Here is a 21,780-nt window from a genome sequence, read left to right on the forward strand (position 1 = left end):
CCCCCCCCCCCCCCCCCCCCCCCCCCCCCCCCCCCCCCCCCCCCCCCCCCCCCCCCCCCCCCCCCCCCCCCCCCCCCCCCCCCCACGCCGGGCCGCGTATTGATGCTGCGTTCCGGCATCTGTTTCCTGTGCCTTTCCAGCTGCCGCGCAGCTGCGAGTCTCCTGTTTGCGAAAGGGTCAGTATACGCGACAGGCGACGTCGTTCTGGCGATGCGGCCACTCGCCGGTGTCGATTTCTCCGATCACGTCGACGTCGACGTGATTGCGCCACGACGTCATCTGGGTGTCGTCGCAGTCGTGACGCGCGACGGTGCGGTCGCCGCTTCCGGTGTAGGGCCGTAGTTCCCTGGTCGACGAGCAGGCCTTCTGCCGCCAGGTGTTGTCCCGGCCGCTCTCTGGTGTGCAGCCGATCAGAGCCGTGTCTGCGGCCGTGCCGGTGGTCGTGGCCATCGGGATCATCCGGCCGGCGCGGTCCAGATATGTTGCGGTGCCTGCGGAACCCGACGGCGCGATTCCCGGCACCGCGACCGCAGTGTCCGTTGGCTCAGCCATCGCCTGTGCGGGCGTGGCAACGCCGACGAGGGCGAGGGTGGTTGCGGCCAGGGCGCTGAGCACCCGTGTTGCTTGTTTCATTGATCCTCCCCGTGCTGGAACAATTGAGGACACGCTACTGAGATAGCATTTCCTGCAGTCAGGGGTGAATTGTCGGCCGGCGAGTGGGGGTTGATCAATTCGCCCCGTACGACGACCAACGACCACGACGCTAATCGATTGACTCTCGAGGTGCAACCCGGGGTCGACGTGAAGCAGACCGATCATGAAAGCAGACCGATCATGAAACATGGGTGCGCCGGTGCGGCTCAGCTTGCGGACGCGGTTTCACCAAATGGTCGCCGACGCTTTGGATGCTCTGCGGACCGGCCTGATGGTGCAGGCGCATGTCGATGCATCTGCGTCATCAGGATGGCGGAGTCGCTTGCCCTGTCAGAGGGGCACGGTCGGGGTGACGGTCGACGGGGTGAAGGTGTGCGGGCGGCCGCAGTAGTCCGGGATCGGGGTGATGTCGAGCAGTGACACCCGGCAGACCTGGATGGCGACGCGGTCGATTCCTCGGACGGCGGCGTTCGCGCCGAGGACGAACTCGATCTCGACGACGCCGTTGTTCACCCGGCGGGCGGTCTCGTCGACGACCCGCTCGCCGGCGTACGCGGTATAGCTGGCGATGGTGTAACGGCTGTCGTCGCGGCAGACGGCTCCCGGGTCGTTCGGGAACGGACGGTCGGCGAGCATCCCGGTCACCCGTACCGCGCTGGTCGGCGGGGCGGAGCGCCACTCCAGGTGACCCAGGGTGTAGCCGTAGGTGCAGTTGTCCCCGGACGGGACGGAGAACCGCTGCAGGATCGACGGGCTGGCGGTGGCTCCGCTGGCCGCGAGGGCAGCGGCGGCGATCGCGGCGGCGAGGACGGTCGCCGCACGCAGGACTGCGCGCTTCATCTGCTTCCTTTCTGCTGTCTCGGATGCTTCGTGGACGGTCATCGGCACCTGGTGCGGGTGTGACGACAAATACATCAAAGATTACCGATGTACAGCTGTGAAGTCATCTGCTGGCCGATGGGCGTTGTGCGTGAAGGAGTCGCCTGTTGGGTACCGGCTCGGGCAGTGGCATCGACCCGACGAGTCCACCCCCGAAGGAGCCATGGCATGAGCCAGGTCACCGAGGCCGCGCCGCAGCGGTCGACCGGCGTACCCGAACCACCGACCGGCTGGCGCCGATTCCGCTACATCGGCCCCGGCGTGCTGTGGGCGCTCGCCGCCCTCGCCACCGGCGAACTGCTGTTCACTCCCCGGGTCGGAGCCCAGTACGGCTACAGTCTGATGTGGGCGCTGGTCGCCGTACTCGTCCTCAAGCTCTTCGTCACCCGGGAAATCGGCCGCTACAGCGTCGTCACCGGCCGCCGGCTGCTCACCGGCCTGGCCGGCCTGCCCGGCCCGGCCGGCTGGGCGATCTGGCTGATCCTGGTGCCGCAGCTGGTCGTCGGGATCGCCGCGATCGCCGGGATCGCCAGCGCCGCCGGCAGCGCACTCGCGCTCGCCGTACCCGGTCCGATCCAGGCCTGGACCGGCGCGGTCCTCGCGGCCGCCGCCGGGCTGGTGCTGGTCGGTCACTACACCGGCGTCGAATGGGTGTCCCGAGTCCTCGGCATCGCGCTCGCCCTCGGCGCGGTCGTCGCCGCGATCCAGGTCGGGCCGGACCTGACCGAGGCCGCCGCCGGGTTCGTCCCGGTGCCGCCGGACGATCTGCAGGTAGCCGAGATCCTGCCCTGGCTCGGCTTCCTGTCCAACGGCGCGGCCGGACTGATGTGGTACTCGTACTGGATCACCGCCAAGGGCATCGGCCACGCCGGGGTGGCGGCGGCCGACCGCCGCGACCCACGGGACCTCGACAGCCACCAGATCGACCGGGTACGCGGCTGGCTGCGGACGATGACCCTCGACTCGACGTTCGCCGTGGTGGGCGTCGCGCTGATCACCGTCGCGTTCCTGATCCTCGGCGCCGAGCTGCTGCGGCCGGAAGGCATCGTGCCCGCCGAAGCCGACGTCGCCCGCGACCTGACCCGCCTGTTCAGCGAGGTGTTCGGCAGCGTCGGCTTCTGGCTGATGGTCGTCGGACTGGTCTCGGCGTTCTGGACCGCCACCCTCACCAACATCGACGGGTGGCAGCGGCTCTACACCGACGGCGTACGGCGTGTGCTGCCGGAACGGCTCACCGAGCACAGCCTGGCCCGCCCGGCGGTGATCAGCCGGACCGCCGTCGTGGTGTGGCTGGCGACCCTGCCGTACGCCGTGTTCCTGATCTTCGGCAATCCGGTCGCCCTGCTGACCCTCGCCGGGTCGATCGAGGCCGTGCACATCCCGCTGGTCGCCGGACTCGTGCTGTGGCTCAACCGGCGGACCATGCCACGCGCGTTGCGCGCCGGGTGGGCCGCGACCGCACTGGTGGTCGCCGCCGTGGTCTTCTTCACCTGGTTCGCGCTCTACTACCTGTGGCAGCAGTTCGCCGGCTGACCGGAAGCGGCCAGCCGAAGAGGGCAGGCCGGTTGCGGTCGGTGGCCAGATCCGCCACCATGGTGGACATGATCACTTCCTACCGGAAGGGCGGAACCGCCCTCGCGCGGTGACCGCGCCCGCGCGGCGTGACGCCGCCCGCTCCACCTCCCCAGCACCAGCTTCCGATCGGCTCGTCGCCTACTGGCGGCTGGCCGAACCCGTCCGGCGCGAATGGCTCGACCACGGGCTCGACACCGCGCCCGCCGGCCGGGCCACCACAGAGGACATCCTGTCCCGCATCTATGCCCGGCACTCTCGTCGTCGACCCCGGTTCCGTTGGGTCGACTCACCACGTCAGGCACTGCCGCTGCTGGCCGGTCTGCCCACCCACGACCTGCTCCAGCAGTGGATCAGAGCTCGACAGCCGGCCGGGAAACCCCCACTAGCCAGCGACATCGCCGCCGGGCTGTCCCGGCTGCGCAGCGCCCTGGACGCGGCCGCCGACCATCCCGACCTGACCCCACCACAGGCCGGCCGGAAGAAGGACGCCCGGAAGAAGGACGCCCGGAAGAAGGACGCCTGGAAGAAGGACGCCGGCCAGAAACAGGACGGTGCCGGATCGAAATGGCCGGTGCTGCCGCCGATCGAGGCGCTCGCGGCCGGCGTACCGCTGCGGGTCGTCCTGCAGCAGGGGGTCCGCGACGCGCTGCGGACCAGCCTCGTTGACGGCTTCTCCCTACCGGTCCGCGCGGCACTCGCGGCCGTCGGGCGACAGCCCGTACCGACCGCCTGGTATGGCCAGCAGGACGCGCACTGGGTGGCGTACTACGACGTGCTGCGCCGGCTCGGGCTGGCCCGGTACCGGCGGGCCGACGAGACTCAGCTCGACGAGTGGGCGACGTTGGCCCGGTCCGCCGGCTGGTGGTGGCCGGGGGAGCGGACCTGCGTACTGGTCGAACGTCCGGCGGTGATCCGGACCGGGCCGGTGCCGGGCGCCCGGCACGGCGAGCAGCGCCCGGCATCGGGGGTGGCCGGCCCGGTCGGATACCGGGACGGCTGGCGACCACTCGGGTAGCCGTCCGGCGGCTGAGTCTGCCGGGCAGATGGTGGACAGACGCCTCCTCGCTACTGTGGTGCGGACATAGGCGATCATGATCTGCCCGGCGGCTCCCGGCCGCCGAGGCTCGAAGGGCGGTGGCTGTCCTGATGCACTCGCACCAACATGAACCCGTTGGCCGTACGCCGGGTGCTGCCCGTGGCAGCGGTGCACCTGCCCTGCGTCCGGCATCGAACCCGGCACACCACCTGCAGCGCCGGTACGGCAACCGGCAGACCAGGGCGATCATCCAGGCGAAGCTTGCGGTGGGCTCCACCACCGACCCACTCGAGCGGGAAGCGGACCGGATCTTGCGGCTGGCAACCGGCGGGTCGGCGCAGCGGGCACCCGAGGCGGTCGGGCAGGAGCCCGCGACGGCGGTGGGTGAGTCGGCGGGCGCGGCGGTGGAGCAGGGCGTGGCCCGGGCCCGGGCGGAGCAGGGCAGGGAAAGCCGGTCCGTCGCCGGGGCGGATCGGCGTCCACCCCACACGCGACCCCACGGCTCACGACCGAATCGTTAGACTGTGGACTGTGTCCAGGACCGTGAAGCGGGCGTTCAGGTACCGCTTCTACCCCACCCCCGGGCAGGCCGCCGAGCTCGCCCGGACGTTCGGTTGTGTCCGGCTGGTCTACAACATGGCGCTGGCCGCCCGCACCGAGGCGTGGACCCTGCGTCGGGAACGGGTCACCTACAACGCCACGTCGGCGATGCTGACCGGGTGGAAGAAGACCGACGACCTCGCGTTCCTCAATGAGGTGTCGACGGTGACCGTGTCGCAGGACCCGGCGGGCCGCTGGTTCGTCTCCCTGCTCTGCGACGACCGGATCGAACCGGCCCCGGCCACCACCGCCGCCGTGGTGGGGGTCGACGCCGGCCTCGACAGCTTGTTCACCCTGTCCACCGGGGAGAAGATCCCCAACCCGGGACATGAACGCCGTGACCGGCGGCGGCTGGCCCGCGCCCAGCGGAACCTCGCACGCAAGGCCAGAGGCTCGGCGAACCGGGCCAAGGCCCGGTTGGCGGTGGCCCGGGTTCATGCCCGGGTCGCCGACCGCCGCCGCGACCACCTGCACAAGTTGACCACCCGGCTCGTTCGTGAAACCCAGACGATCGTGATCGAGGACCTGGCCGTCCGCAACATGATGGCCAGTCACCGTCTGGCCCGCGCCGTCTCGGACGCGGGCTGGCGGCAGTTCCGCAGCATGCTGGAGTACAGAGCGGACTGGTACGGCCGGGATCTGGTGGTCGTGGGCCGCTGGTTCCCGTCGACCCGACTGTGCTCGGGCTGTGGCGTACTGGCTGAACACCTGCCGTTGGCGGTCCGGTCGTGGACCTGCCGGTGCGGGCAGGCCCATGACCGGGACGTGAACGCGGCCCGGAACATTCTCGCGGAGGGGCTCTCCGTGACTGCCTGTGGAGGCGGTGTGAGACCTCACCGGGAGTCCTCCTCTCGGACGGGGCGGTCGTCGGTGAAGCAGGAACCCCCTGGGGCGACCCAGGGAATCCCCGTCCCTTCAGGGCGGGGAGGATTGTCAAGGTCTGCAATGGTGCGGGCAGTGAGGTGCCCCGAGGATTCCGGACAGGGAGCGAGACGATGTCGGTGACCCCCAGCGACGGCCGGTTGGACAGGGCCAGCAGGTCGTGGACGACGCGGGGCGGGCCGACGGTAACCGGCTGGCACGGTTCGTCCGTTTCCATGCCAAGATCCACCCAGACGTGGACCGCGCTGCCGGTGGCGAGAGCGCGCAGGGTCACCGACCAGATGGCCGATCCCTGGCTGACCCGGGACTGAGCCTCGATCCCGTACATGTCGTCGCTGTCGAGGACGCGCAGGTGTAGCACCTTGTCACCGACGACGGTCTCACCGAGGTCGATCGGTGTCGCATCAGGATCGTCCAGTGCCCACCGGCTGAAACTCTCGTGTGCCAGCTCCACGACGGCCCGCTGGTCGGATTCCTCGGTGCAGTCCTTCCAAATGGCTCGGTAGAGAAGGCTCATCTGCTGCTCCCGAGTCACTCGGCGACGACACGTGGGCTGCGGACGAGCCCATCGCGTATCGCAGAGAGTACCGAGCTGATGCACGTACCGGCATCGACTGTACTTCCATGCCTGACCGACCCCGGCGTACGCCGCTACGGCGCCGAAGCGCCTACGTTGCCCCGACCCGATCCGGTGCCGACTAGCGGTAGAACGGGTAGCCCGGGTACACGTACCCGACGCCCCAGAACGGCGGGTAACCGTAGTAGCCGTACAGCTCCTCGTAGTACTTGTCCTGTGACACGAGCTCCGGATCGTAGGCCGGGGCACCGGCCACCCGCTCACTCGACTCGTTGATGTGCACGACGCCGTCGGTGATCCGGACGATCGCGTCGACCGGGACGAACGACGGAGTGGCCCCGAGACCGAGGATGCCGCCGTGCTCGACCCGCAGCAGCCGGACCTTGTGTTCTGCCTCGTCGATCAGCAGGTCGTCGACCTTACCGATGTCGTTGCCGTCCGCGTCGCACACCTTTCGGCCGCGAATGTCCTCGGCCGGATCGGCGACCATTTCGTGGGCGTCGCTCATCCTGACCAGCTTCGCCAACCCCTCGGTCATGGTGCCCCCCTCCTGCTCGCCAACTGCCTCACCCTTTCCGGGTTACCACTTCCGTCGGCCGGCAAACCCGCCGGCCGGCGGTCACAGCAGCAGGGCCCTCGGATCGGCGTCCATGGTGTGCAGGAGATGGGCGGCCTCGTGTGCGCCGGGGCAGGAAGCGGCGGAGAACGCCCGGGCCAGCGCGATCATCTCGGCAGCGGGTAGCAGGGTGCCCTCCCGGTTGCGCAGCGGCAGCCGGACGGTGCCGTCCGGGCCGCTGACGGTGAGCACCGGGGTGCTGGCGGCGCCGCCGCCGCTGTCCTGTTCCGTGCCGCTGTTCTGTTCCGTGCCGCTGTTCTGTTCCGTGCCGCTGTTCGGTTCCGCATCGGTGGTCGCGGGGGAGCCGAGCGAAATCGTCACGGTCTCGGCCGTACGCAGGTCGACGGTGCGGGTGGCGAGTCCGCGTACGGTGAGCTGGGTGCCGGACAGCCACGCCCCGGTCCGGGCGACCCGGGCGATCGGCAGGCCGATACCGGCGGACGCCCCCAGAGCGAGACCGGTGCCGAGCAGCACCGGCAGGGTCGGCTCGTCCCCGCCGCCCGAGACCACCAGCCCGAGCAGGCTGCCGAGGCAGCACCCGGCGGTGACCAGCCCGACGCCCAGTACCGACAGCACCGCGAGCCGGGTCGGCCGGCTGGTTGGGTATCCGATGGACAGTTCGAGTCTGCCGTGCCCGTGATCCATGGCGGAGATCGTGCCATTGTCGATCAAGGTCGGCGACGGCGGTGGTGGCGACCGGCCATCGCAGCGGTGGCGGTGGCCGACGGGACGGTGATGGGGAGGGATCCCGTCGGCCACCGGGATCACCCGCGCGAGGCGTGGGACCTACCAGCGTATCGGACGACCGCCGGTCTCGGCATCGGCCGGCGCGTCCACCGTCCTCGTTGGTCGGCGTCGTGGTGGGGGCCGATCGGGGCGCTGCCATCCGGATTCCGGACGACCTCCGAGGAGTCGACGAAGGTGAACCCGCAGCTGTTTCGGGGTTTTCAAACTCTCGGCGCGGTTTCACCGGCGCGTTGAGCGTTGCACCACTGTGGGTACCCTGGCAGACTCGATCTGCGTCCGCCGATGGCGGTCAATCGATGGTGTCCCAGGGTGAGGAGTTCGCGATGGCGAAAAGCCGTGGCACGCGCTGGGAGATCACCGACGGTGCTGAGCTGAATGATGCTCGGGTCGGCGCTCTCAATACGTCGCCCGGTGGCTATCCGTCACCACTGGCCGGTCTGCTCTTCTGTGCAACTTGCGAACGGCAAATGATCCCGATGGCCAGGCTCAACGGCTGGGTGTACGGTGCCCCGTGCGGCTGCCGGCTGAGCCCGGTGGACGCGCTCACCGTCGAACGTCTCGTGTTCAACGCGGTGGCGGCTCATCATCCGGATCTGTTGGCCGGCACCGCCGTCGGGGATCTTTCCTCGGCGTTCCGGGAGGTGCTCTCCGAGGTTCGGATCGGTGGTGCAGCCGACGAGTTGGAATTCATCTGGTCCACGTGACCAATGTCCGCCAAGCGCTCTCCCCGACCTGGATCTTCACGTTAGAGAAAACGACGTCCGGATCGCCTGCCGTGCTCCGGATGGCGACGCGTGCCCCCGGTGGCGCGTCCGATGATTCCGGCTGGATCGATATATATGACCTACAATGTTAAGAACGTGGAAGTTCCGGAGTTGCCGCCGGGTACGGTGCTCCGATTCGCCGTCTCCGAGTGGCAGTACGGGCGAGGTCCCGTGCCCGGCGAGCCCTTCGATCTGCTGATCACCTACGTCCGGATCGGCTCCGCCCGCAGCTACGGCGGGCAGTGGGTGTGGGTCGACGGCCACCACGTCGACTGTCGACCCGACCATCCACCTTGCCAACAGGCGCTGGTCAGCGTCGCTGCGGTGCGGCGGGCCGCCGTCGGCGAACACGCCAGTATCCAGCCGCCGCCCGCCGAGCAGGTGGTGGTCGACGGTGCCGCTGCTCGCCGATGAGTTCTTCCTGCTTGCCCACCACGATGTCACCGGTCGCGCCCGGCTGCACCCCCGGGCGGTCGGGCTCGGTCTGGCCAGCGCGGTCCTCGCCGAGCTGGTCACCGCGCAGGCCGTCGCCGTCGATGCCGGTCGCGTCTGGGTGGTCGATCCGGCGGCGCCAGCCGATGCGCTCGGTCGTTCCGCGCTGCGGCTGCTGCTCGACGAGCCGGAGCACACCAGCCTACGGGTCTGGCTGACCGTTCTGTCGGAGCGGGCCCCGGACCACGTCGCCCAGCGGCTGACTGCCGCCGGGGTCGTCCGACCCGAGCAGGTACGCCGGCTGATGCGCACCCGGACGATCTACGTACCGGTCGACATCAACCTCGCGGCCTGGCCGTGGGCGCGGTTGTCGCTGCGGCTGCGCCGGATGGAACCGCTCGACGAGCCCGACCTGTTCCTTGCCGGACTGGCTGCGGCGACCGGACTGGACGCCTATCTGCTCGACGGTGCCGAACCCGAGGTGGCCCGTCACCTCGATGTCCTGCTACGGGCGCTGCGGCCTGCGCTGCGCGACCTGTTGGGCCGGACCGGCGCGGCGGTCGGCAACGCTGTGCTGAGCGGGCGTACCTGAGCCTGAGTCGGCCAGCCGGGGCCGGCACGACCTGCCACCCGCACGATCCTCCTACCGCGCAGTCCCTCTACCGCGCGACCCAGCTGTTTCATTCCACCTGTTCCATTCCACCCACACTCACCCTCCTGGAGCGTGCCGATGAACGCGACCACACCCGCCATGACCGTCCGGGCCGCCACCCACGACGACATCCCTCAGGCGGCGACGCTGCTCACCGAGGCGTTTCTGATCGCACCGGTCTCCCAGTGGTTGGTGGGGGACATCGACGCCCGGGTCACCACGTTCCGGTCGCTGTTCACCATCGAACTCGAACACGCCATCGACACCGGTGCCGACGTGTACGTGGCGGGACCGTTCACCGGGGTGGCGATCTGGTACCAGCGTGATCAGCCGGAGTCGGCCAACCACATCACCGTCCACCAGCGTCGAATGATGCTCGCCGCCGGCATCTGGCAGCACCGCGTCGCCGCCCTGCACGGCATCCTCAGCGGACACCGGCCGGACCGGCCGCACCGGTATCTCGCGTACCTCGGGGTCACACCCTGGCTGCAGGGCCGGGGCGTTGGCACCGCCCTGCTGACCCACCAGCACCGGCAGCTCGACGCCTCGGGCACCCCGGCGTACCTGGAGGCCACCACGCCGCGCAACCGCGGCCTCTACCTTCGGCACGGGTACGTCGCCGCCGAACCGGTCCAGCTGCCGGACGGCCCGCCGATCTGGCCGATGTGGCGCGCGCCGGCTCAGGGCGACCAGCTCTCCGGCCGCGACGGCGACCAGCCCTCCGGCCGCGACGGCGACCAGTGTCGGGACCAGCGCCCCGGACCCGGGTGACGATCAGCTCTTGCCGGATCATCGGGACCGCCGGGAACCAACCGGCATCGGCGGCCGACCAATCCACCAAGCTCCCGCCCAGAGGCACCCTCGGCGGCCCGATGATCGAGAGGTAACCCGTCCATGCACTCCACCCTTCGTCGCGTCGCCCGGTCCGGTGCCGTCGCCGCCATCGCCGGCGGCGCCATCCTGCTCGCTGGCTCCCCGGCGGCGGCGCACGTCACCGTCACCCCCACCGTCACCACCGCCGACTCCTACACCGTGCTGACGGTGTCGGTGCCGCACGGCTGCGACGGCTCGGCCACCACCAAGGTGGCCATCCAGATCCCCGACCAGATCAACTCGGTGACACCCACCATCAATCAGGGCTGGACGGTCGAGAAGGTGATGGCCACCCTCGACCCGCCGGTCACCGACAGCCACGGCAACGAGCTCACCGAGCGGGTCGCGGAGATCGTCTACACCGCCAAGACCCCACTGCCCGAAGGTCACCGGGACGTGTTCGAGCTGTCCCTGCGACTGCCCGACGCGGCCGGGGAGACCCTCGTCTTCCCCTCCATCCAGACCTGCGAGCAGGGCGAGACCGCATGGGCCCAGGTGCCGGCGGACGGCCAGGACAGCCACGAGCTGGACTACCCGGCACCCTCGTTCGTCATCACCGCCGCCGACGCCGACGGCACCGCCGCCGGTGACGAGCCCGCCGACGACGCCGAGCCGACCGAGCTCACCACCGCCGGCTCCACCACCAGCGACGGCGGCTCCGTCGTCGGCTGGATCGGCCTGATCCTCGGCCTGCTCGGCTTCACCGCCGGTGGCCTGGCGCTGCAGCGCACCCGGAAGACCACATAGGCGTGTGGTCGCCGCACCGGGTACGGCGGGCCGCGCTGCTCGCCGTACCCGGACTGTTGTCCGGAAGCCTGCTCGGTCTGCTGCTCGCGCTCGCCGGGGCCGGCCCGGCCGCCGCGCACGCCACGCTGCTGACCAACGATCCGGCGGACGGCGCGTTGCTCGCCGAGGCGCCGCCGTCGGTCACCCTGACCTTCGACGAGCCGGTCCAGATCCGCGCCGAGGGCGTGCAGGTGCTCGACGCCGCCGGGTCCACGATCGACGTCACCGCCAGGTCGGTGGACAGCACCGTCGTCATCGACCTGCCGACCGGCCTGGCCGACGGCACGTACGTGGTCAGCTGGCGGGTCGTTTCCGCGGACAGCCACCCGGTGGCCGGCGGGTTCAGCTTCGCGATCGGCGCACCCACCGCCGGCAGCGTCGCGATCCCGGTCACCGAGCCGGACCTCGCCCTGCGGGTGCTCCGCCCGGCCACCGAGGCGCTGCTGTACGTCGGCGTGCTCGGCGGCACCGGGCTGGCCGTGTTCGGCCTGTCCTTCCTGCGGATCCCGGCGCGTCGACGACAGCTGCCCACAGTGGTCGGGCTCGGGGTCGTCGCCCTCGTCGCGGTGGCGGTGATGCCGCCGGTCACCACCGCATGGCAGGACGCGGCCGACGTCGGCGCGTTGGCCGGCCCGGCGCCTTGGCGGACCGGCTACCTGTCCGACCTCGGCCTGGCCGCCGCACTCACCGCCGCCGGCGTGCTCGCGGTCCTGGTCGGAGCCAGGCTGGGCAGCGGCGGTGCCGGTGCGGCCCGCCGCCCGGCCGGTGTAGCGGTGTTCGCCGGGGCCGGGCTGGCGCTCGGCGCGTTGGCGCTGGTCGGCCACACCCGCAGCTTCGGCCCGGCCTGGCTGACCCTGGGCAGCGACCTGCTGCACCTGGTCACGGCCGCGGTGTGGCTCGGCGGGATCCTCGGCCTGGGTCACCTGCTGTCCCGGCGGACCGACACCCCGTCGGCCACGCAGCGGGCCGGCGTCGTGGCCGCGTTCTCCCAGACCGCCGCGTTGCTGGTCGCCCTGCTGGCGGTGGCCGGAGTCCTGCTCGGTTGGCGGATCGTCGGCTCCTGGTCGGCGTTGCTCGGCACCACGTACGGGCTGGTGCTGCTCGGCAAGGTCGCGGCGGTGGCGGTGCTCGTCGGAATCGCCGGCTGGAACCGTTTTTTGCTGGTGCCGCGTACCCGCCGACCTGACACCGAGGCCGCCGCCCTGCGTTCACTGCGCCGCACCGTCCGGGCGGAGGCGGTACTGCTGGTCGGGGTGCTCGCCGTCACCGGTGTGCTGGTCACCCGAGACCCGACCAACCGGGCCTCCGAGACCGACAACGCCGCCACCGGTTCGGCCGACGGCCGTACCAGCTCCGTTGAGCAGGCCGTCGTCGCGGACGCCGCGCTCGGCGACGGCCGGGTGCAGATCCGGATAACCCCGGGTGCCACCGGGATCAACGCGCTGGAGTTGGCGCTGTTCGACGTCGCCGGGCAGCCGTTGGAGCCGGTCACGCCGCCGACGGTCACTGTCACGCTGCCCGAAGTCGGGGTCGGGCCGCTGGAGCGCCGGCTCGCCCAGACGGGCCCCGGAAGCTACGAGGCGGTCGCCGACTTCCCGTTGCCCGGCAGTTGGGAGGTCACCGTCAACGCGCGTACCTCCCGGTTCGACAGCCCGATCGCGATTATTCCGGTGGAGATCCGATGAACAGGTTCCGACGACGTGCCGTAGGACTACTCGGCGCGGCGCTGCTGGGCCTGGCACCGGCGGCGCTGGTGACGCTCTGGTCGGCGGCGCCGGCGGCGGCCCACACCCAGCTGGCCGGCGCGGCCCCGAACGGTGCCGGTGCCACCACGTTGACCTTCACCTTCGACCACGGCTGCGACAACGCGGACACCGACGAGCTGGTGGTCGAAATGCCGGCCGGGGCGATCGCCGGTTCGACGACCGGACAGCCGCCCGGGTGGGCTGCCGAGGTCACCCCCGGCCGGGTCAGCTGGACCGGGCCGGCGATCAGCGCCGAGCAGATCGCCGCCGGGGTCGCCGAGTTCTCGGTGCTGGTCCGGTTGACCGGGACGGCCGGGCAGACCTTCTGGTTCCCGGCGGTGCAGCGGTGCGTCGACGGCGACAGCTACGAGTGGTCGGACACCGGGCCGGGTGCTGAGCGGCCCGCCCCGTCGCTGATCGCGACCAACGCGGTGCTCGCGCCGGCACCACCGGCGGCTCCGGCCGATCAGCCGGCCGGCGGTGGCGGTGCCAGTGTGGCGCAGGCGTTGACCGCTGTAGGGCTGCTGGTGGTCGGTGCCGGTCTGGTCGGCTACCGACTGACCGGACGGTGACGGCGGAGCTTCATCGTGGCCAGTGGCCCCGGTTGATCGGCACCCGGTGCAGGGTGCGGCAGGGCAGTTCAGCGCCACACCGGCAGGTCCGCCGCCACCGGCGCCACGACCACTGTGGCCGGTGTCGGCGGGCCAGTGTCGCCGCGACGGCGAAGAGGTACTCGTCGTACGAGACCATGTCCCTCCCTCCACGACAGTCCTTCACGACGGTGCGAGCGCAACAGGGGACCGCCGAGCGGAGCCACAGGTGCGACCCGGAAGCCGGGGTGCGACACCGGGGGCTCTCCACTGACACCCGGCACCGCACCCCGTACTCATGACGGTACGAGACTGCAAGCGGATTCTGCGTAACGAGCGGTTACGTCGAATGATCCTCTGGCGAGAGTGGATCGATTCCCATCCGTACCGCGAGTTGCCGAAGCTCGTCGGAGCCACTACGGGGCGACGAGTCCCGCACGATGTGCGCGATGATCTCCCGGACGGTGGCCCGGCTGCGGGTCTCGTGCGGGGCGATCGCCTCGGCCCGCAGGAACGCCCGTACCGCCTCTTCGTTGCGCTTGGCGGCGTGGAACCCGCGCCCGGCGTCCATGTGCAACCTGGCCCGGCGCTGCGGGGTCCGCAGCGCGCTCTGGTCCACTTTGCGGGCGAGTTCCGGGGCGCGGCCCGGCTCGCCGTTCTCCAGCACCACCCCGACCCGCCACACCGCGACGTTCGCCGAGGTGAACTCCATCCGCCACGGATCACCAGCGGTACGCCGGGCGACGTCGGCGGCCTCGGCGATGTGCGTTTCGGCGACGTCGTGCTGACCTAGGCTGGCGGCGGACAGCGCGGCGTGCAGGTGCAGCATGCCGTACCACGCGCGGCCTTCGTCCGTACTTGTGTGAAGTTGGATTCGTTCGGCGGCGTCGCAGGCCAACGTCCAGGATCGCTTCCGCAGCCCGGTGGCCAGGACCGCCTGGGCCAGCGCGTAGTCGGCGGCGGCGACGCAGGCCGGGTCGTCGGCGAGCTGCGCCGCCCGGACGGCGCGCTCGGCGAGCCGCATCGCCAGGTCGACGTGGCCCTGTGGTTTGAGCGCCAGCGAACCGGTGACCAGGGCCTGCACCGCGATCCGCAGTGCGACTGGGTCTTCGTCGGCGTTGGCCGTGGAGCGGATCTCGGCGATCAACCGGGGCAGCAGGATGCCGAGGGTCGGGTTGTCGCAGGCCATCCGGGCCCGCATCGCCCGGTCGGCCTCGGCGGCGAGCAGCGCCGCCGGGCGGGCCGCAGCCGGCTCGTCGTCGTCCATCGCCTTGCGGATCGCCGGTACGGCGGCGTAGAGCGCCAGGTCGTTGCGGGACCGGGGCAGGTACGGCTGCGCGGTGAGGTCCATCGTAGAGACCCCGAGCGCGGTGGCGAGCGCGATGAGCATGGACCTCTTGGTCACCGCGCGCTTGCCGTTCTCGATCATGGAAACGTACTCGCGGCTTACCCCGATCTCGGCGGCGAGCTGTTGCTGCGTCATGCCGGCGATGTCACGCCACCGCGCGACCCGCAGGCCGATGTAATCCTCCGGCATGGGGGACCTCCCATGCTGACGGTACGGTCGAAACGGCGTGACGTCGACCAATGTAACTGGTTGTTACGCCTGTCCCGCCTGTTGGTGACCCAGGTGGTCGGCCGACCTCACTCTTCGTGGCCCGGTCAGCTGTTCGCCAACACCGCATTGGCCTGTGCGACGAACTCCTCGGCCGCCTGCCGAGGGGTCGCCGCGCCGATCTGTACGCTCTCCGCCGCCGTGACCAGTAGTGTCCGGACCGTGGTGTGGCCGGGCGGCGGGGGCACCGGTGCCGGACCGAACAGATCGGACATCTGCTGCTCGAACGCGACCGACGCCTGCATCTTCTCGTCGGCGAGCGTCGCCTGCACCGTCTCGCGGACTTTCAGGTTGGAGCTGAGGCCGCGCTCGGTGCCGAGGATGCGGCCAGCCTGCGGGTCGTTGACCAGGAAGTCGATCAGGTCCACCACTTCCTGCTGGTGCCGGGTGCCCCGGAATCCCGCCCAGTACATCGACGCCCGCGCCCACTGGCCCTCCGGGTCGCCTGGATAGGCGACCACGCCGAGGTCGGCGGTGGTGTGCTTTTGCAGCTCAGCCAGCTGATTGGACCACATGAACGACGTCGCCGCGTCACCGGTGACGACGAGTTGCTGGGTGGCGTTGCCGTTGTTCGCCGCCCTGATCAGCTCGACGCTCGGGGTGGCGTCCGCGTCGCGGGCCTGTTGCCACAGGTCGAACCAGGCTTTGAGGTCGTCGACCTCGAAGCCCAGTTGCCGTCCCCGGTACAGCTCGAGTTCGTTGCTACGTAGCCAGAGCCAGAGCGCCTTGTAGTCGGCCGACGGGTCCATCGTGCCGGCCACCTCGCCGTCGGTGAGCGCGGTGATCTGGCTGGCCCAGTCGATCAGCACCGGGTAGGTCATTCCGATCGTCGGTTCGTCGACACCGAGCTCGGCCAGCAGCGTCTTGTTGTACACCATCGCCGGGGTGTTCGCGGCGGCGGCGACCGCCACCGTCCGTCCGCCGATCTGTCCGTACTGGACCAGGCTGTTAGGGAAGCCGGAGAGGTCGAGCTCGCCGCTGTCGACGTAGGGGGTGAGGTCGAGTACGACGTCACGTTCGGCGTACTCGGTCAGGTAGTTGTCGTCGATCTGGAACAGGTCCGGCGTGTTGCCGGCGGCGGCCTGGGTGGCCAGCTTGTCGTAGTAGCCGGTGTAGCCCTGCCAGGTCACTCTGAAGGTGATCCCCGGATTGCGGGCGGCGTAGACGTCGAGCGCCTGCTGGGTCAGCTCGGCCCGGCGCTCCGCGCCCCACCAGAAAACGGAGAGTTCGATCGGCCCGTCCTCGGTCGGCTCGCCGGTGTCGTCGGTGGCGCAGGCGCCGAGTCCGATGGCGACCGCCATCAGGACAGTGAGTGTTCGGGCAACGGCTCCGCGTGTCGATACGGCGGATGATGACACGGGTTTCTCCTGATCAGGGCTGGGCTGGCCGGTCTACGGCCCGATCATTTACACAAGCGACCAGGTCGGGTGTCAACGGGCCGTCCGGCTGTTCGTGCCGCCTCCTCAGTCGATGCATTGACGGTGTGTGGGCTGATCGCGTAGCGTTCGTCCCACTGGAAAGCGTTTTCCTGAGGAATATCAGGGCCAGTACGCGTCGCTTCGTCGGCCCGGGTAACGCCGACGAAGCGGCGGCCGGCCAGGATCGAGCCCCCAACCTGGCCAGCCCGTCCGCCCGCCAGCCCGGGGCGGACGGGCACCCGTCTTCGCCGGCCGCCGTCGTGATGTACTTGCCGACGTGGAGCTGCTGCACTCGGGCAAGGTCAGGGACGTGTACGCCGACGGCAACGACCTGATCCTGGTCGCCTCCGACCGGATCAGCGTCTACGACGTGGTGCTGCCCACCCCGATCCCGGACAAGGGCAAGCTGCTCACCGCGCTGTCGCTGTGGTGGTTCGAGCAGCTCGCCGATCTTGTGCCGCACCATGTCGTCTCCGCCACCGACGTACCGGCCGAGTTCGCCGGCCGGGCCATCCGCTGCCGCCGCCTCGACATGGTGCCCGTCGAGTGCATCGCTCGTGGTTACCTCACCGGACTCGGGTTGAAGGAGTACGAGAAGTCGGGCTCGGTCTCCGGCATCGCGCTGCCCGCCGGCCTGGTCGAGGCGTCCCGGCTGCCCGAGCCGATCTTCACCCCGACCACCAAGGCCCCCGTCGGCGAGCACGACGAGTTCATCACGTACGCCGACGTCGTCACCCAGGTCGGCGCGGAGACCGCCGAGCGGCTGCGGCAGATCACCCTGGACGTCTACCGGCGCGGCGCGGCGCTCGCCGCCGAACGCGGCCTGATCGTCGCCGACACCAAGATCGAGCTTGGTTGGGCCCCCGATGGCACCCTGGTCCTCGCCGACGAGGTGCTGACCAGCGACTCCTCCCGCTTCTGGCCGGCCGACGCGTACCTGCCGGGCCGCCCCCAGTTCTCCTTCGACAAGCAGTACGTGCGGGACTGGGCCGCCGGCACCGGCTGGGACAAGCGCCCGCCCGCCCCGCAGGTGCCGGCCGACATCGTCGAGATGACCCGGGCCCGCTACGTCGAGGTCTACGAACGAATCACCGGCCACACCTGGTGATCCGGGCGCCTCGCCGCTACCGCCGAGCGCGCAGTTCGGCGACGCTGACCCCGAGTCCGGATCTCTCGAGGCGGTCAAGTACGTCGTCGAAGCTCCCAGGCGGGTTGCGCCACGAGTCGGCGATCTGCTGCACCGCGGCGTGTCCCGTGCTGCGGTCTAGACTGATCTGGTCGCGAACGAACTCGTCAGGTGACTTCGGGCCGATGTCCCAGCCGGTCAGCTCATCGGCGGGGAAATGTCGGAGGTTGCCGGTGACAGTGAGTTGAGCCCGCGCCCGGATCGCGGCGGCAAGCACGTGACGGTCGTCAGGGTCGGGCAGTTTGAGCGAGTCGACGAGCGGCTCGTAGCCGGTGATCTTCCAGTCCCGGACCGCAGTGCCCATCAACCTTCGTGTCCGTGCGAGTCTGGCCTCGTCGAGGTCTGGTCGCTGCCGGCGTAGGGCGGCGAAACCTCATTGAAGAATCTGCTCGGTCCATTTGGCGTCGACCAGACCTGACTGGGCGATTCGCAGCAGTAGATCCCGTAGCGTGCTCGGGTACGACACGCTCGCGTCGAAGATGACAACGAAGGTCATGACTCAGGTGAGGTCCATCTCCTGGGCGAGCCGGGTCAGCTCATCGGCTGCGGCACGACGGCGGGCGTCGTCCCGGTGTTTGTACGCCAGCAGTGATCCGGCGAGTACCCGCCGGTGGGTGCCCACCCTGCGGAACTGGATCTCACCCGCCTCCAGTAGGCCGATCAGATGCGGGCGGGAAACGTTGAGCAGCTCGGCTGCCTGCTGAGTTGTCAGCTCCGCGTGAGCCGGAACGACCGAGACGCTGTGGCCGTTAGCCATGTGGGCCAGAACGCGCGCCAACAACTCGATGGCTCCACGGGGCACCACGAGTGTGTCGCCAGCGCCGTCCTCCACGAGTCGAACGGCTGCCGCAGCCTCCTCGTGGGTGCGCAGGTAGGCCTGCACCCGCGTCAGCGCCTCAGCTGCCACCTCGACCGACTGCGGATCAGGCGTGACCGGACTGACCGCGAGAGTCATGATCACCTCCGGGAGGGCAGTCGAAACATGTGCAGCAAGTGTGGCAACCGAAACGACTGAGTTCGAGCGTTCGGTGAATCTGGTGGTTGGCGCCCAGACGAACCATGGGCACCAACCACCAGCACGACGACCTGACGCAAAGCGCGTTCAGCCGGCGACCGCGTCCTTCGTGGGATCCCCTGGCGACGGTTCCGGCTGCTCGGCTCGTGGCCGACGCTGCGGACCCCGGGCGAGCACGTAGCCGAACAGGAGCACCATCACCCCGACGCCCACCCACATCGCCTGCTGCCAGCCGTCGACGAACGACTGCTGTGCGGCCCGGACCAGCTCGTCGGCGTACGGGCCGGCGTCGTCGGCGGCGGCGAGAGCGGTGGCGATACCCTCCCGGGCCGCGTCGGGCGCGTCGACGGCCAGCTCGTCGAGCCGGGTGCCGACGGCGTTGCGGTAGCCGGCGGACACGATCGCCCCGAGCAGCGCGACGCCGAGCGCGGCACCGAACTCCCTGGTGACGTCGTTGAGCGCGGACGCGGTGCCCTGCCGGGCGCGGGGCAGGGCGCTGGTGATCGCCTCGGTGGAGGGGGTCATCGACAGGCCCATGCCGAGCCCCATGGCGAGCATGCCGGGCAGCACCGACAGGTAGCCGCCGTCGACGGAGACGAAGCCGGCCATCAGGGCCAGGCCCGCGCCGCCGAGGAAGATCCCGGTCGCCATGGTGGCGCGGGCACCGACCAGCGCGGCCAGCCGTGGGGCGAGGCCGGAGGCGACCATCATCAGCAGGGCCATCGGCATCATCGCCAGCGTGGAACGCAGCCCGGACCAGCCGAGGACCGCCTGGAAGTACGGGAAGAGCACCACGAAGATGCCGGCCTGTACGCCGAACACCGCGAGCAGCGCCACCGAACCGCTGGACAGGCCCCGATCACGGAACAGCCGGACGTCGAGCAGTGGTGCCCGCCGGCGCAGCTCCCAGGCGACGAAGACGGCGGCGCCGGCGACGCCGACGAGCAGACCCGCCAGCGTGGCGGGCGCGGTCCAGCCGTGTTCCGGACCCTCGTGCAGGACGAAGATCAGCCCGACGGCGGCCAGCACCGACGACAGCGAACCGACGGTGTCGAACGGGTGGTCCGACTCCTCGCGGGAGTTCGGGACGTACCGGATCGTCAGGCCGGCGGCCACGACGACCAGCGCGACCGGGAGGGCGAACAGCCAGCGCCAGTCCGCCACGTCGACCAGCAGCGCCGACAGGTACATCCCGAGCAGGCCGCCGCCACCGGCGACAGCGGTCCACGCGCCGATCGCCCGGGACCGCTCCTGGTCCGGGAAGGTCGAGGTGATCACGGCCAGCGTGATCGGCATGATCATCGCCGCGCCGACGCCGCTGAGCAGCCGTGCGGTGATCATGATCTCGGTCGAGGTGGCGAGGCCGGCGGCGGCGCTGGCGGCCCCGAAGACGACCAGCCCGGCGAGCAGTACGGGTTTGCGGCCCCACCGGTCGCCGACCGCGCCGAGCGGCAACAGCAGTGCGGCCAAGGTGATCGTGTAGATGTTGATGATCCACAGGACGGTGCTCTGCGAAGCGCCGAACGCGACGGCGAACTCCTGCTGGGCGACGTTCAGCCCGGATACGGAGGCGATCACCGCCATCAGCGCGATGCAGACCGCGATGAGGACGGCGCGGCGTCGACGCGGATCGTGGATCGTCGGGTCGGAATCGGCCGCAGCGGCTTCCGTCCCGGCGGACACCTGCGGAGACAGGCTTGGAGAGGTCATGCGGGAAAGCTAACGCCGGCTTGCTCAATCGGCACCAAGGCTTGCAGTAATGGCAAGACTAACTGGTTGGGGCGTCTCCCGACGACTGCGCGTGTGCCCGCTCGCCGTCCTGGTCGAAGATGGTGAGGATCTCCACCGGCCCGTTCACCGCGCCGATGGAGTGCGGGATCATCGTGGAGAACTCTGCCGCGTTCCCTTGGCCGACCGGGATCTGCCGCTCACCCAGGTGCAGCAGTGCGGTGCCGCTGAGCACGAAGAACCACTCCCGCCCTGGGTGCACGCTCAGATGCCCCGGACCGGTACGGCGCTCCGGAGTGATCCGCATCTTCGCCACCATGCTGCCGCCGGGCTGGCTTGAGCCGCGCGACAACACCCAGGTGGCCAGACCCGGCTCCTGGTGCTTCATCGGCCGGATGATCACGTCGGCATCGTCGACCGGCTCGACGAGCTGGTCGATCGTGGTGTCCAGGGCCCGGGCCAGGGCGACGAGCTGGTCGAGGTCGATCCGCCGGTGGCCGGTCTCGATGCGGCTCAGCGTGGACGGGCTCAGGTGGCAGCGTGCGGCGAGGGAGTCGAGACTCCAGCCGCGCGCCTGCCGCAGGCCACGGATGCGCTGCCGGACCACGTCGGAAAGCTCGACCCCTGACACGCCCACCATGCTAGGTGCCCCCGCTGCCGGGCCTCGCTGTTGTACGGCACCTTCTTGCGGAAACCGCATGAACTCTTCCGATTGCCGAAAGGCTCACTACCGTCGAAGCATGACCAACGAGACCCACGCGGGCCATCCCGCGTTCAGTGCCGACTGGTGGGAGCAGCACTATCAGGCGCACCCGGCGGGACACGTCTCGCCAGGACCACAGCTGGTCGCCGAGGTTGCGGACCTGCCCCCCGGTACGGCGCTCGACGCGGGCTGCGGCACCGGCGCCGACGCGATCTGGCTCGCCGGCCGGGGCTGGCAGGTGACCGCCGTCGACGCCTCGTCGACAGCGGTCGGCCGCGCCCAGAAGCTTGCCGCGCAGCAGGAACCGGGCGTCGCGCAGCGGATCACCTGGCTCACCACCGACCTGACCAGCTGGGAGCCGTCGCAACGCTACGACCTGGTGACCAGCCAGTACGTCCACCCCGACCTGCCGTTCGACCAGTTCGTGGCACGGCTGGCCGCCGCCGTCGCCCCCGGCGGGACGCTGCTGGTCGTCGGCCACGACCACGCCGACACCCACTCGGCTGCCCACGCCCCACAGGCCGCGTCGATCGGTCTGGACGCCGTCGTCGGCTCTCTACCCGAAGCGCAGTGGAAGGTGGTTGTGGCGGAGTCCCGTACCCGCGAGGTGCACCACGACTCGCGCCAGCTGACCATCCACGACTTCGTCGTTCGGGCCCACCGCACGCCGTTGCCCTGAAGAACCAAGCTATACGTTGCCGGGCTGG

25 protein-coding genes are annotated in these 21,780 nt (G+C 70.3%); 13 read left to right on the forward strand and 12 right to left on the reverse strand.

Going from position 1 to position 21,780, the window contains the following annotated elements; all coding sequences use genetic code 11:
* Window positions 1-177: 177 nt before the first annotated feature.
* Both ACXAHD_RS06355 and ACXAHD_RS06360 read right to left on the reverse strand, forming a co-directional pair.
* Window positions 178-633: a hypothetical protein gene (locus ACXAHD_RS06355; RefSeq protein ID WP_475049120.1), complete on the reverse strand. Its 456-nt coding sequence runs from the start codon at window positions 631-633 to the stop codon at window positions 178-180.
* 351 nt (window positions 634-984) lie between these two features.
* A complete protein-coding gene (locus tag ACXAHD_RS06360; protein ID WP_289212269.1) occupies window positions 985-1,494 on the reverse strand; it encodes a hypothetical protein in 510 nt (169 codons plus the stop codon).
* A gap of 207 nt (window positions 1,495-1,701) precedes the next feature.
* Here ACXAHD_RS06360 and ACXAHD_RS06365 point away from each other — a divergent pair, with 207 nt between their 5' ends.
* From ACXAHD_RS06365 to ACXAHD_RS06380, 4 genes are all read left to right on the forward strand, one after another.
* Window positions 1,702-3,066: an Nramp family divalent metal transporter gene (locus ACXAHD_RS06365; RefSeq protein WP_281553447.1), complete on the forward strand. Its 1,365-nt coding sequence runs from the start codon at window positions 1,702-1,704 to the stop codon at window positions 3,064-3,066.
* A 109-nt stretch (window positions 3,067-3,175) separates the two neighbouring features.
* Window positions 3,176-4,123, forward strand: coding sequence for a DUF6745 domain-containing protein (locus ACXAHD_RS06370; RefSeq protein ID WP_281553448.1), 948 nt, complete (start codon window positions 3,176-3,178; stop codon window positions 4,121-4,123).
* A 131-nt stretch (window positions 4,124-4,254) separates the two neighbouring features.
* Complete coding sequence (locus ACXAHD_RS06375; protein ID WP_281553449.1) at window positions 4,255-4,665, forward strand: hypothetical protein; 411 nt, start codon at window positions 4,255-4,257, stop codon at window positions 4,663-4,665.
* 10 nt (window positions 4,666-4,675) lie between these two features.
* Window positions 4,676-5,749: an RNA-guided endonuclease InsQ/TnpB family protein gene (locus tag ACXAHD_RS06380; RefSeq protein ID WP_475049126.1), complete on the forward strand. Its 1,074-nt coding sequence runs from the start codon at window positions 4,676-4,678 to the stop codon at window positions 5,747-5,749.
* Window positions 5,750-6,324: 575 nt separating this feature from the next.
* On the opposite strand, the gene ACXAHD_RS06385 is transcribed toward ACXAHD_RS06380, so the two are convergent.
* Together ACXAHD_RS06385 and ACXAHD_RS06390 are read right to left on the reverse strand one after the other, a co-directional pair.
* Window positions 6,325-6,741 carry a PRC-barrel domain-containing protein gene (locus ACXAHD_RS06385; RefSeq protein WP_281553451.1) on the reverse strand — a complete coding sequence of 139 codons (417 nt, stop codon included), beginning with the start codon at window positions 6,739-6,741 and terminating at the stop codon, window positions 6,325-6,327.
* Window positions 6,742-6,822: 81 nt separating this feature from the next.
* Window positions 6,823-7,464, reverse strand: coding sequence for a hypothetical protein (locus ACXAHD_RS06390; protein ID WP_475049128.1), 642 nt, complete (start codon window positions 7,462-7,464; stop codon window positions 6,823-6,825).
* 200 nt (window positions 7,465-7,664) lie between these two features.
* Between ACXAHD_RS06390 and ACXAHD_RS06395 the strand changes: the two genes are divergently transcribed.
* The 7 genes from ACXAHD_RS06395 (at window position 7,665) to ACXAHD_RS06425 (ending at window position 13,390) form a co-directional block, all read left to right on the forward strand.
* A complete protein-coding gene (locus ACXAHD_RS06395; RefSeq protein ID WP_281553453.1) occupies window positions 7,665-8,270 on the forward strand; it encodes a hypothetical protein in 606 nt (201 codons plus the stop codon).
* A 135-nt stretch (window positions 8,271-8,405) separates the two neighbouring features.
* Window positions 8,406-8,744, forward strand: coding sequence for a hypothetical protein (locus ACXAHD_RS06400; protein WP_281567429.1), 339 nt, complete (start codon window positions 8,406-8,408; stop codon window positions 8,742-8,744).
* The gene (locus ACXAHD_RS06405; RefSeq protein WP_475049132.1) at window positions 8,725-9,354 is read left to right on the forward strand and encodes a GOLPH3/VPS74 family protein; all 630 of its coding nucleotides are present in this window, start codon (window positions 8,725-8,727) and stop codon (window positions 9,352-9,354) included. The genes ACXAHD_RS06400 and ACXAHD_RS06405 overlap by 20 nt, the downstream gene beginning before the upstream one ends.
* A gap of 138 nt (window positions 9,355-9,492) precedes the next feature.
* A complete protein-coding gene (locus tag ACXAHD_RS06410) occupies window positions 9,493-10,185 on the forward strand; it encodes a GNAT family N-acetyltransferase (RefSeq protein ID WP_475049135.1) in 693 nt (230 codons plus the stop codon).
* Between the two features lie 123 nt (window positions 10,186-10,308).
* Complete coding sequence (locus ACXAHD_RS06415; protein WP_281553457.1) at window positions 10,309-11,034, forward strand: YcnI family copper-binding membrane protein; 726 nt, start codon at window positions 10,309-10,311, stop codon at window positions 11,032-11,034.
* A gap of 2 nt (window positions 11,035-11,036) precedes the next feature.
* The gene (locus ACXAHD_RS06420; RefSeq protein WP_475049139.1) at window positions 11,037-12,758 is read left to right on the forward strand and encodes a copper resistance CopC/CopD family protein; all 1,722 of its coding nucleotides are present in this window, start codon (window positions 11,037-11,039) and stop codon (window positions 12,756-12,758) included.
* Entirely contained in the window at window positions 12,755-13,390 is a 636-nt protein-coding gene (locus tag ACXAHD_RS06425; RefSeq protein WP_475049142.1) for a DUF1775 domain-containing protein, read from the forward strand. Before ACXAHD_RS06420 ends, ACXAHD_RS06425 begins: the two co-directional genes overlap by 4 nt.
* Window positions 13,391-13,400: 10 nt before the next feature.
* Here ACXAHD_RS06425 and ACXAHD_RS06430 read toward each other — a convergent pair whose 3' ends face one another.
* The 3 genes from ACXAHD_RS06430 to ACXAHD_RS06440 form a co-directional block, all read right to left on the reverse strand.
* Window positions 13,401-13,568 (reverse strand): hypothetical protein, encoded by a 168-nt coding sequence (locus tag ACXAHD_RS06430; RefSeq protein WP_199757933.1) that lies wholly within the window; start codon window positions 13,566-13,568, stop codon window positions 13,401-13,403.
* 180 nt (window positions 13,569-13,748) lie between these two features.
* Complete coding sequence (locus tag ACXAHD_RS06435) at window positions 13,749-14,945, reverse strand: helix-turn-helix domain-containing protein (protein ID WP_281553460.1); 1,197 nt, start codon at window positions 14,943-14,945, stop codon at window positions 13,749-13,751.
* Window positions 14,946-15,070: 125 nt separating this feature from the next.
* Complete coding sequence (locus tag ACXAHD_RS06440; RefSeq protein WP_281553461.1) at window positions 15,071-16,324, reverse strand: ABC transporter substrate-binding protein; 1,254 nt, start codon at window positions 16,322-16,324, stop codon at window positions 15,071-15,073.
* A gap of 394 nt (window positions 16,325-16,718) precedes the next feature.
* On the opposite strand from ACXAHD_RS06440, the gene ACXAHD_RS06445 reads away from it, so the two are divergent.
* Entirely contained in the window at window positions 16,719-17,549 is an 831-nt protein-coding gene (locus ACXAHD_RS06445; protein ID WP_281553462.1) for a phosphoribosylaminoimidazolesuccinocarboxamide synthase, read from the forward strand.
* Window positions 17,550-17,565: 16 nt separating this feature from the next.
* Here the strand turns inward: ACXAHD_RS06445 and ACXAHD_RS06450 are convergent, their stop codons facing one another.
* From ACXAHD_RS06450 to ACXAHD_RS06470, 5 genes are all read right to left on the reverse strand, one after another.
* Entirely contained in the window at window positions 17,566-17,931 is a 366-nt protein-coding gene (locus tag ACXAHD_RS06450; protein WP_475049147.1) for a VapC50 family PIN domain-containing toxin, read from the reverse strand.
* A gap of 69 nt (window positions 17,932-18,000) precedes the next feature.
* On the reverse strand, window positions 18,001-18,123 hold the full coding sequence (locus ACXAHD_RS06455) for a hypothetical protein (protein ID WP_281553464.1): 123 nt from the start codon (window positions 18,121-18,123) through the stop codon (window positions 18,001-18,003).
* Between the two features lie 3 nt (window positions 18,124-18,126).
* Window positions 18,127-18,582 (reverse strand): helix-turn-helix domain-containing protein, encoded by a 456-nt coding sequence (locus tag ACXAHD_RS06460; protein WP_281553465.1) that lies wholly within the window; start codon window positions 18,580-18,582, stop codon window positions 18,127-18,129.
* Between the two features lie 147 nt (window positions 18,583-18,729).
* Window positions 18,730-20,352 (reverse strand): MFS transporter, encoded by a 1,623-nt coding sequence (locus ACXAHD_RS06465; protein WP_475049150.1) that lies wholly within the window; start codon window positions 20,350-20,352, stop codon window positions 18,730-18,732.
* Between the two features lie 58 nt (window positions 20,353-20,410).
* Window positions 20,411-21,001, reverse strand: coding sequence for a helix-turn-helix domain-containing protein (locus ACXAHD_RS06470; RefSeq protein WP_421357467.1), 591 nt, complete (start codon window positions 20,999-21,001; stop codon window positions 20,411-20,413).
* A gap of 109 nt (window positions 21,002-21,110) precedes the next feature.
* Here ACXAHD_RS06470 and ACXAHD_RS06475 point away from each other — a divergent pair, with 109 nt between their 5' ends.
* The gene (locus ACXAHD_RS06475; RefSeq protein ID WP_281553468.1) at window positions 21,111-21,752 is read left to right on the forward strand and encodes a class I SAM-dependent methyltransferase; all 642 of its coding nucleotides are present in this window, start codon (window positions 21,111-21,113) and stop codon (window positions 21,750-21,752) included.
* Window positions 21,753-21,780 lie beyond the last annotated feature (28 nt).

The organism is Micromonospora sp. ABR4_055, assembly GCF_056160425.1.

Excerpts from the sequence above, each read along its gene's own strand:
- ACXAHD_RS06355 (WP_475049120.1), bottom strand. The coding sequence starts at position 633 with ATGAAACAAGCAACACGGGTGCTCAGCGCCCTGGCCGCAACCACCCTC.
- ACXAHD_RS06430 (WP_199757933.1), bottom strand. The coding sequence starts at position 13,568 with ATGGTCTCGTACGACGAGTACCTCTTCGCCGTCGCGGCGACACTGGCC.
- ACXAHD_RS06365 (WP_281553447.1), top strand. The coding sequence starts at position 1,702 with ATGAGCCAGGTCACCGAGGCCGCGCCGCAGCGGTCGACCGGCGTACCC.
- ACXAHD_RS06390 (WP_475049128.1), bottom strand. The coding sequence starts at position 7,464 with ATGGATCACGGGCACGGCAGACTCGAACTGTCCATCGGATACCCAACC.
- ACXAHD_RS06465 (WP_475049150.1), bottom strand. The coding sequence starts at position 20,352 with ATGACCTCTCCAAGCCTGTCTCCGCAGGTGTCCGCCGGGACGGAAGCC.
- ACXAHD_RS06435 (WP_281553460.1), bottom strand. The coding sequence starts at position 14,945 with ATGCCGGAGGATTACATCGGCCTGCGGGTCGCGCGGTGGCGTGACATC.
- ACXAHD_RS06410 (WP_475049135.1), top strand. The coding sequence starts at position 9,493 with ATGAACGCGACCACACCCGCCATGACCGTCCGGGCCGCCACCCACGAC.
- ACXAHD_RS06415 (WP_281553457.1), top strand. The coding sequence starts at position 10,309 with ATGCACTCCACCCTTCGTCGCGTCGCCCGGTCCGGTGCCGTCGCCGCC.
- ACXAHD_RS06455 (WP_281553464.1), bottom strand. The coding sequence starts at position 18,123 with ATGACCTTCGTTGTCATCTTCGACGCGAGCGTGTCGTACCCGAGCACG.
- ACXAHD_RS06460 (WP_281553465.1), bottom strand. The coding sequence starts at position 18,582 with ATGACTCTCGCGGTCAGTCCGGTCACGCCTGATCCGCAGTCGGTCGAG.
- ACXAHD_RS06375 (WP_281553449.1), top strand. The coding sequence starts at position 4,255 with ATGCACTCGCACCAACATGAACCCGTTGGCCGTACGCCGGGTGCTGCC.
- ACXAHD_RS06360 (WP_289212269.1), bottom strand. The coding sequence starts at position 1,494 with ATGAAGCGCGCAGTCCTGCGTGCGGCGACCGTCCTCGCCGCCGCGATC.
- ACXAHD_RS06475 (WP_281553468.1), top strand. The coding sequence starts at position 21,111 with ATGACCAACGAGACCCACGCGGGCCATCCCGCGTTCAGTGCCGACTGG.
- ACXAHD_RS06385 (WP_281553451.1), bottom strand. The coding sequence starts at position 6,741 with ATGACCGAGGGGTTGGCGAAGCTGGTCAGGATGAGCGACGCCCACGAA.
- ACXAHD_RS06425 (WP_475049142.1), top strand. The coding sequence starts at position 12,755 with ATGAACAGGTTCCGACGACGTGCCGTAGGACTACTCGGCGCGGCGCTG.
- ACXAHD_RS06400 (WP_281567429.1), top strand. The coding sequence starts at position 8,406 with ATGACCTACAATGTTAAGAACGTGGAAGTTCCGGAGTTGCCGCCGGGT.
- ACXAHD_RS06440 (WP_281553461.1), bottom strand. The coding sequence starts at position 16,324 with ATGGCGGTCGCCATCGGACTCGGCGCCTGCGCCACCGACGACACCGGC.
- ACXAHD_RS06450 (WP_475049147.1), bottom strand. The coding sequence starts at position 17,931 with ATGGGCACTGCGGTCCGGGACTGGAAGATCACCGGCTACGAGCCGCTC.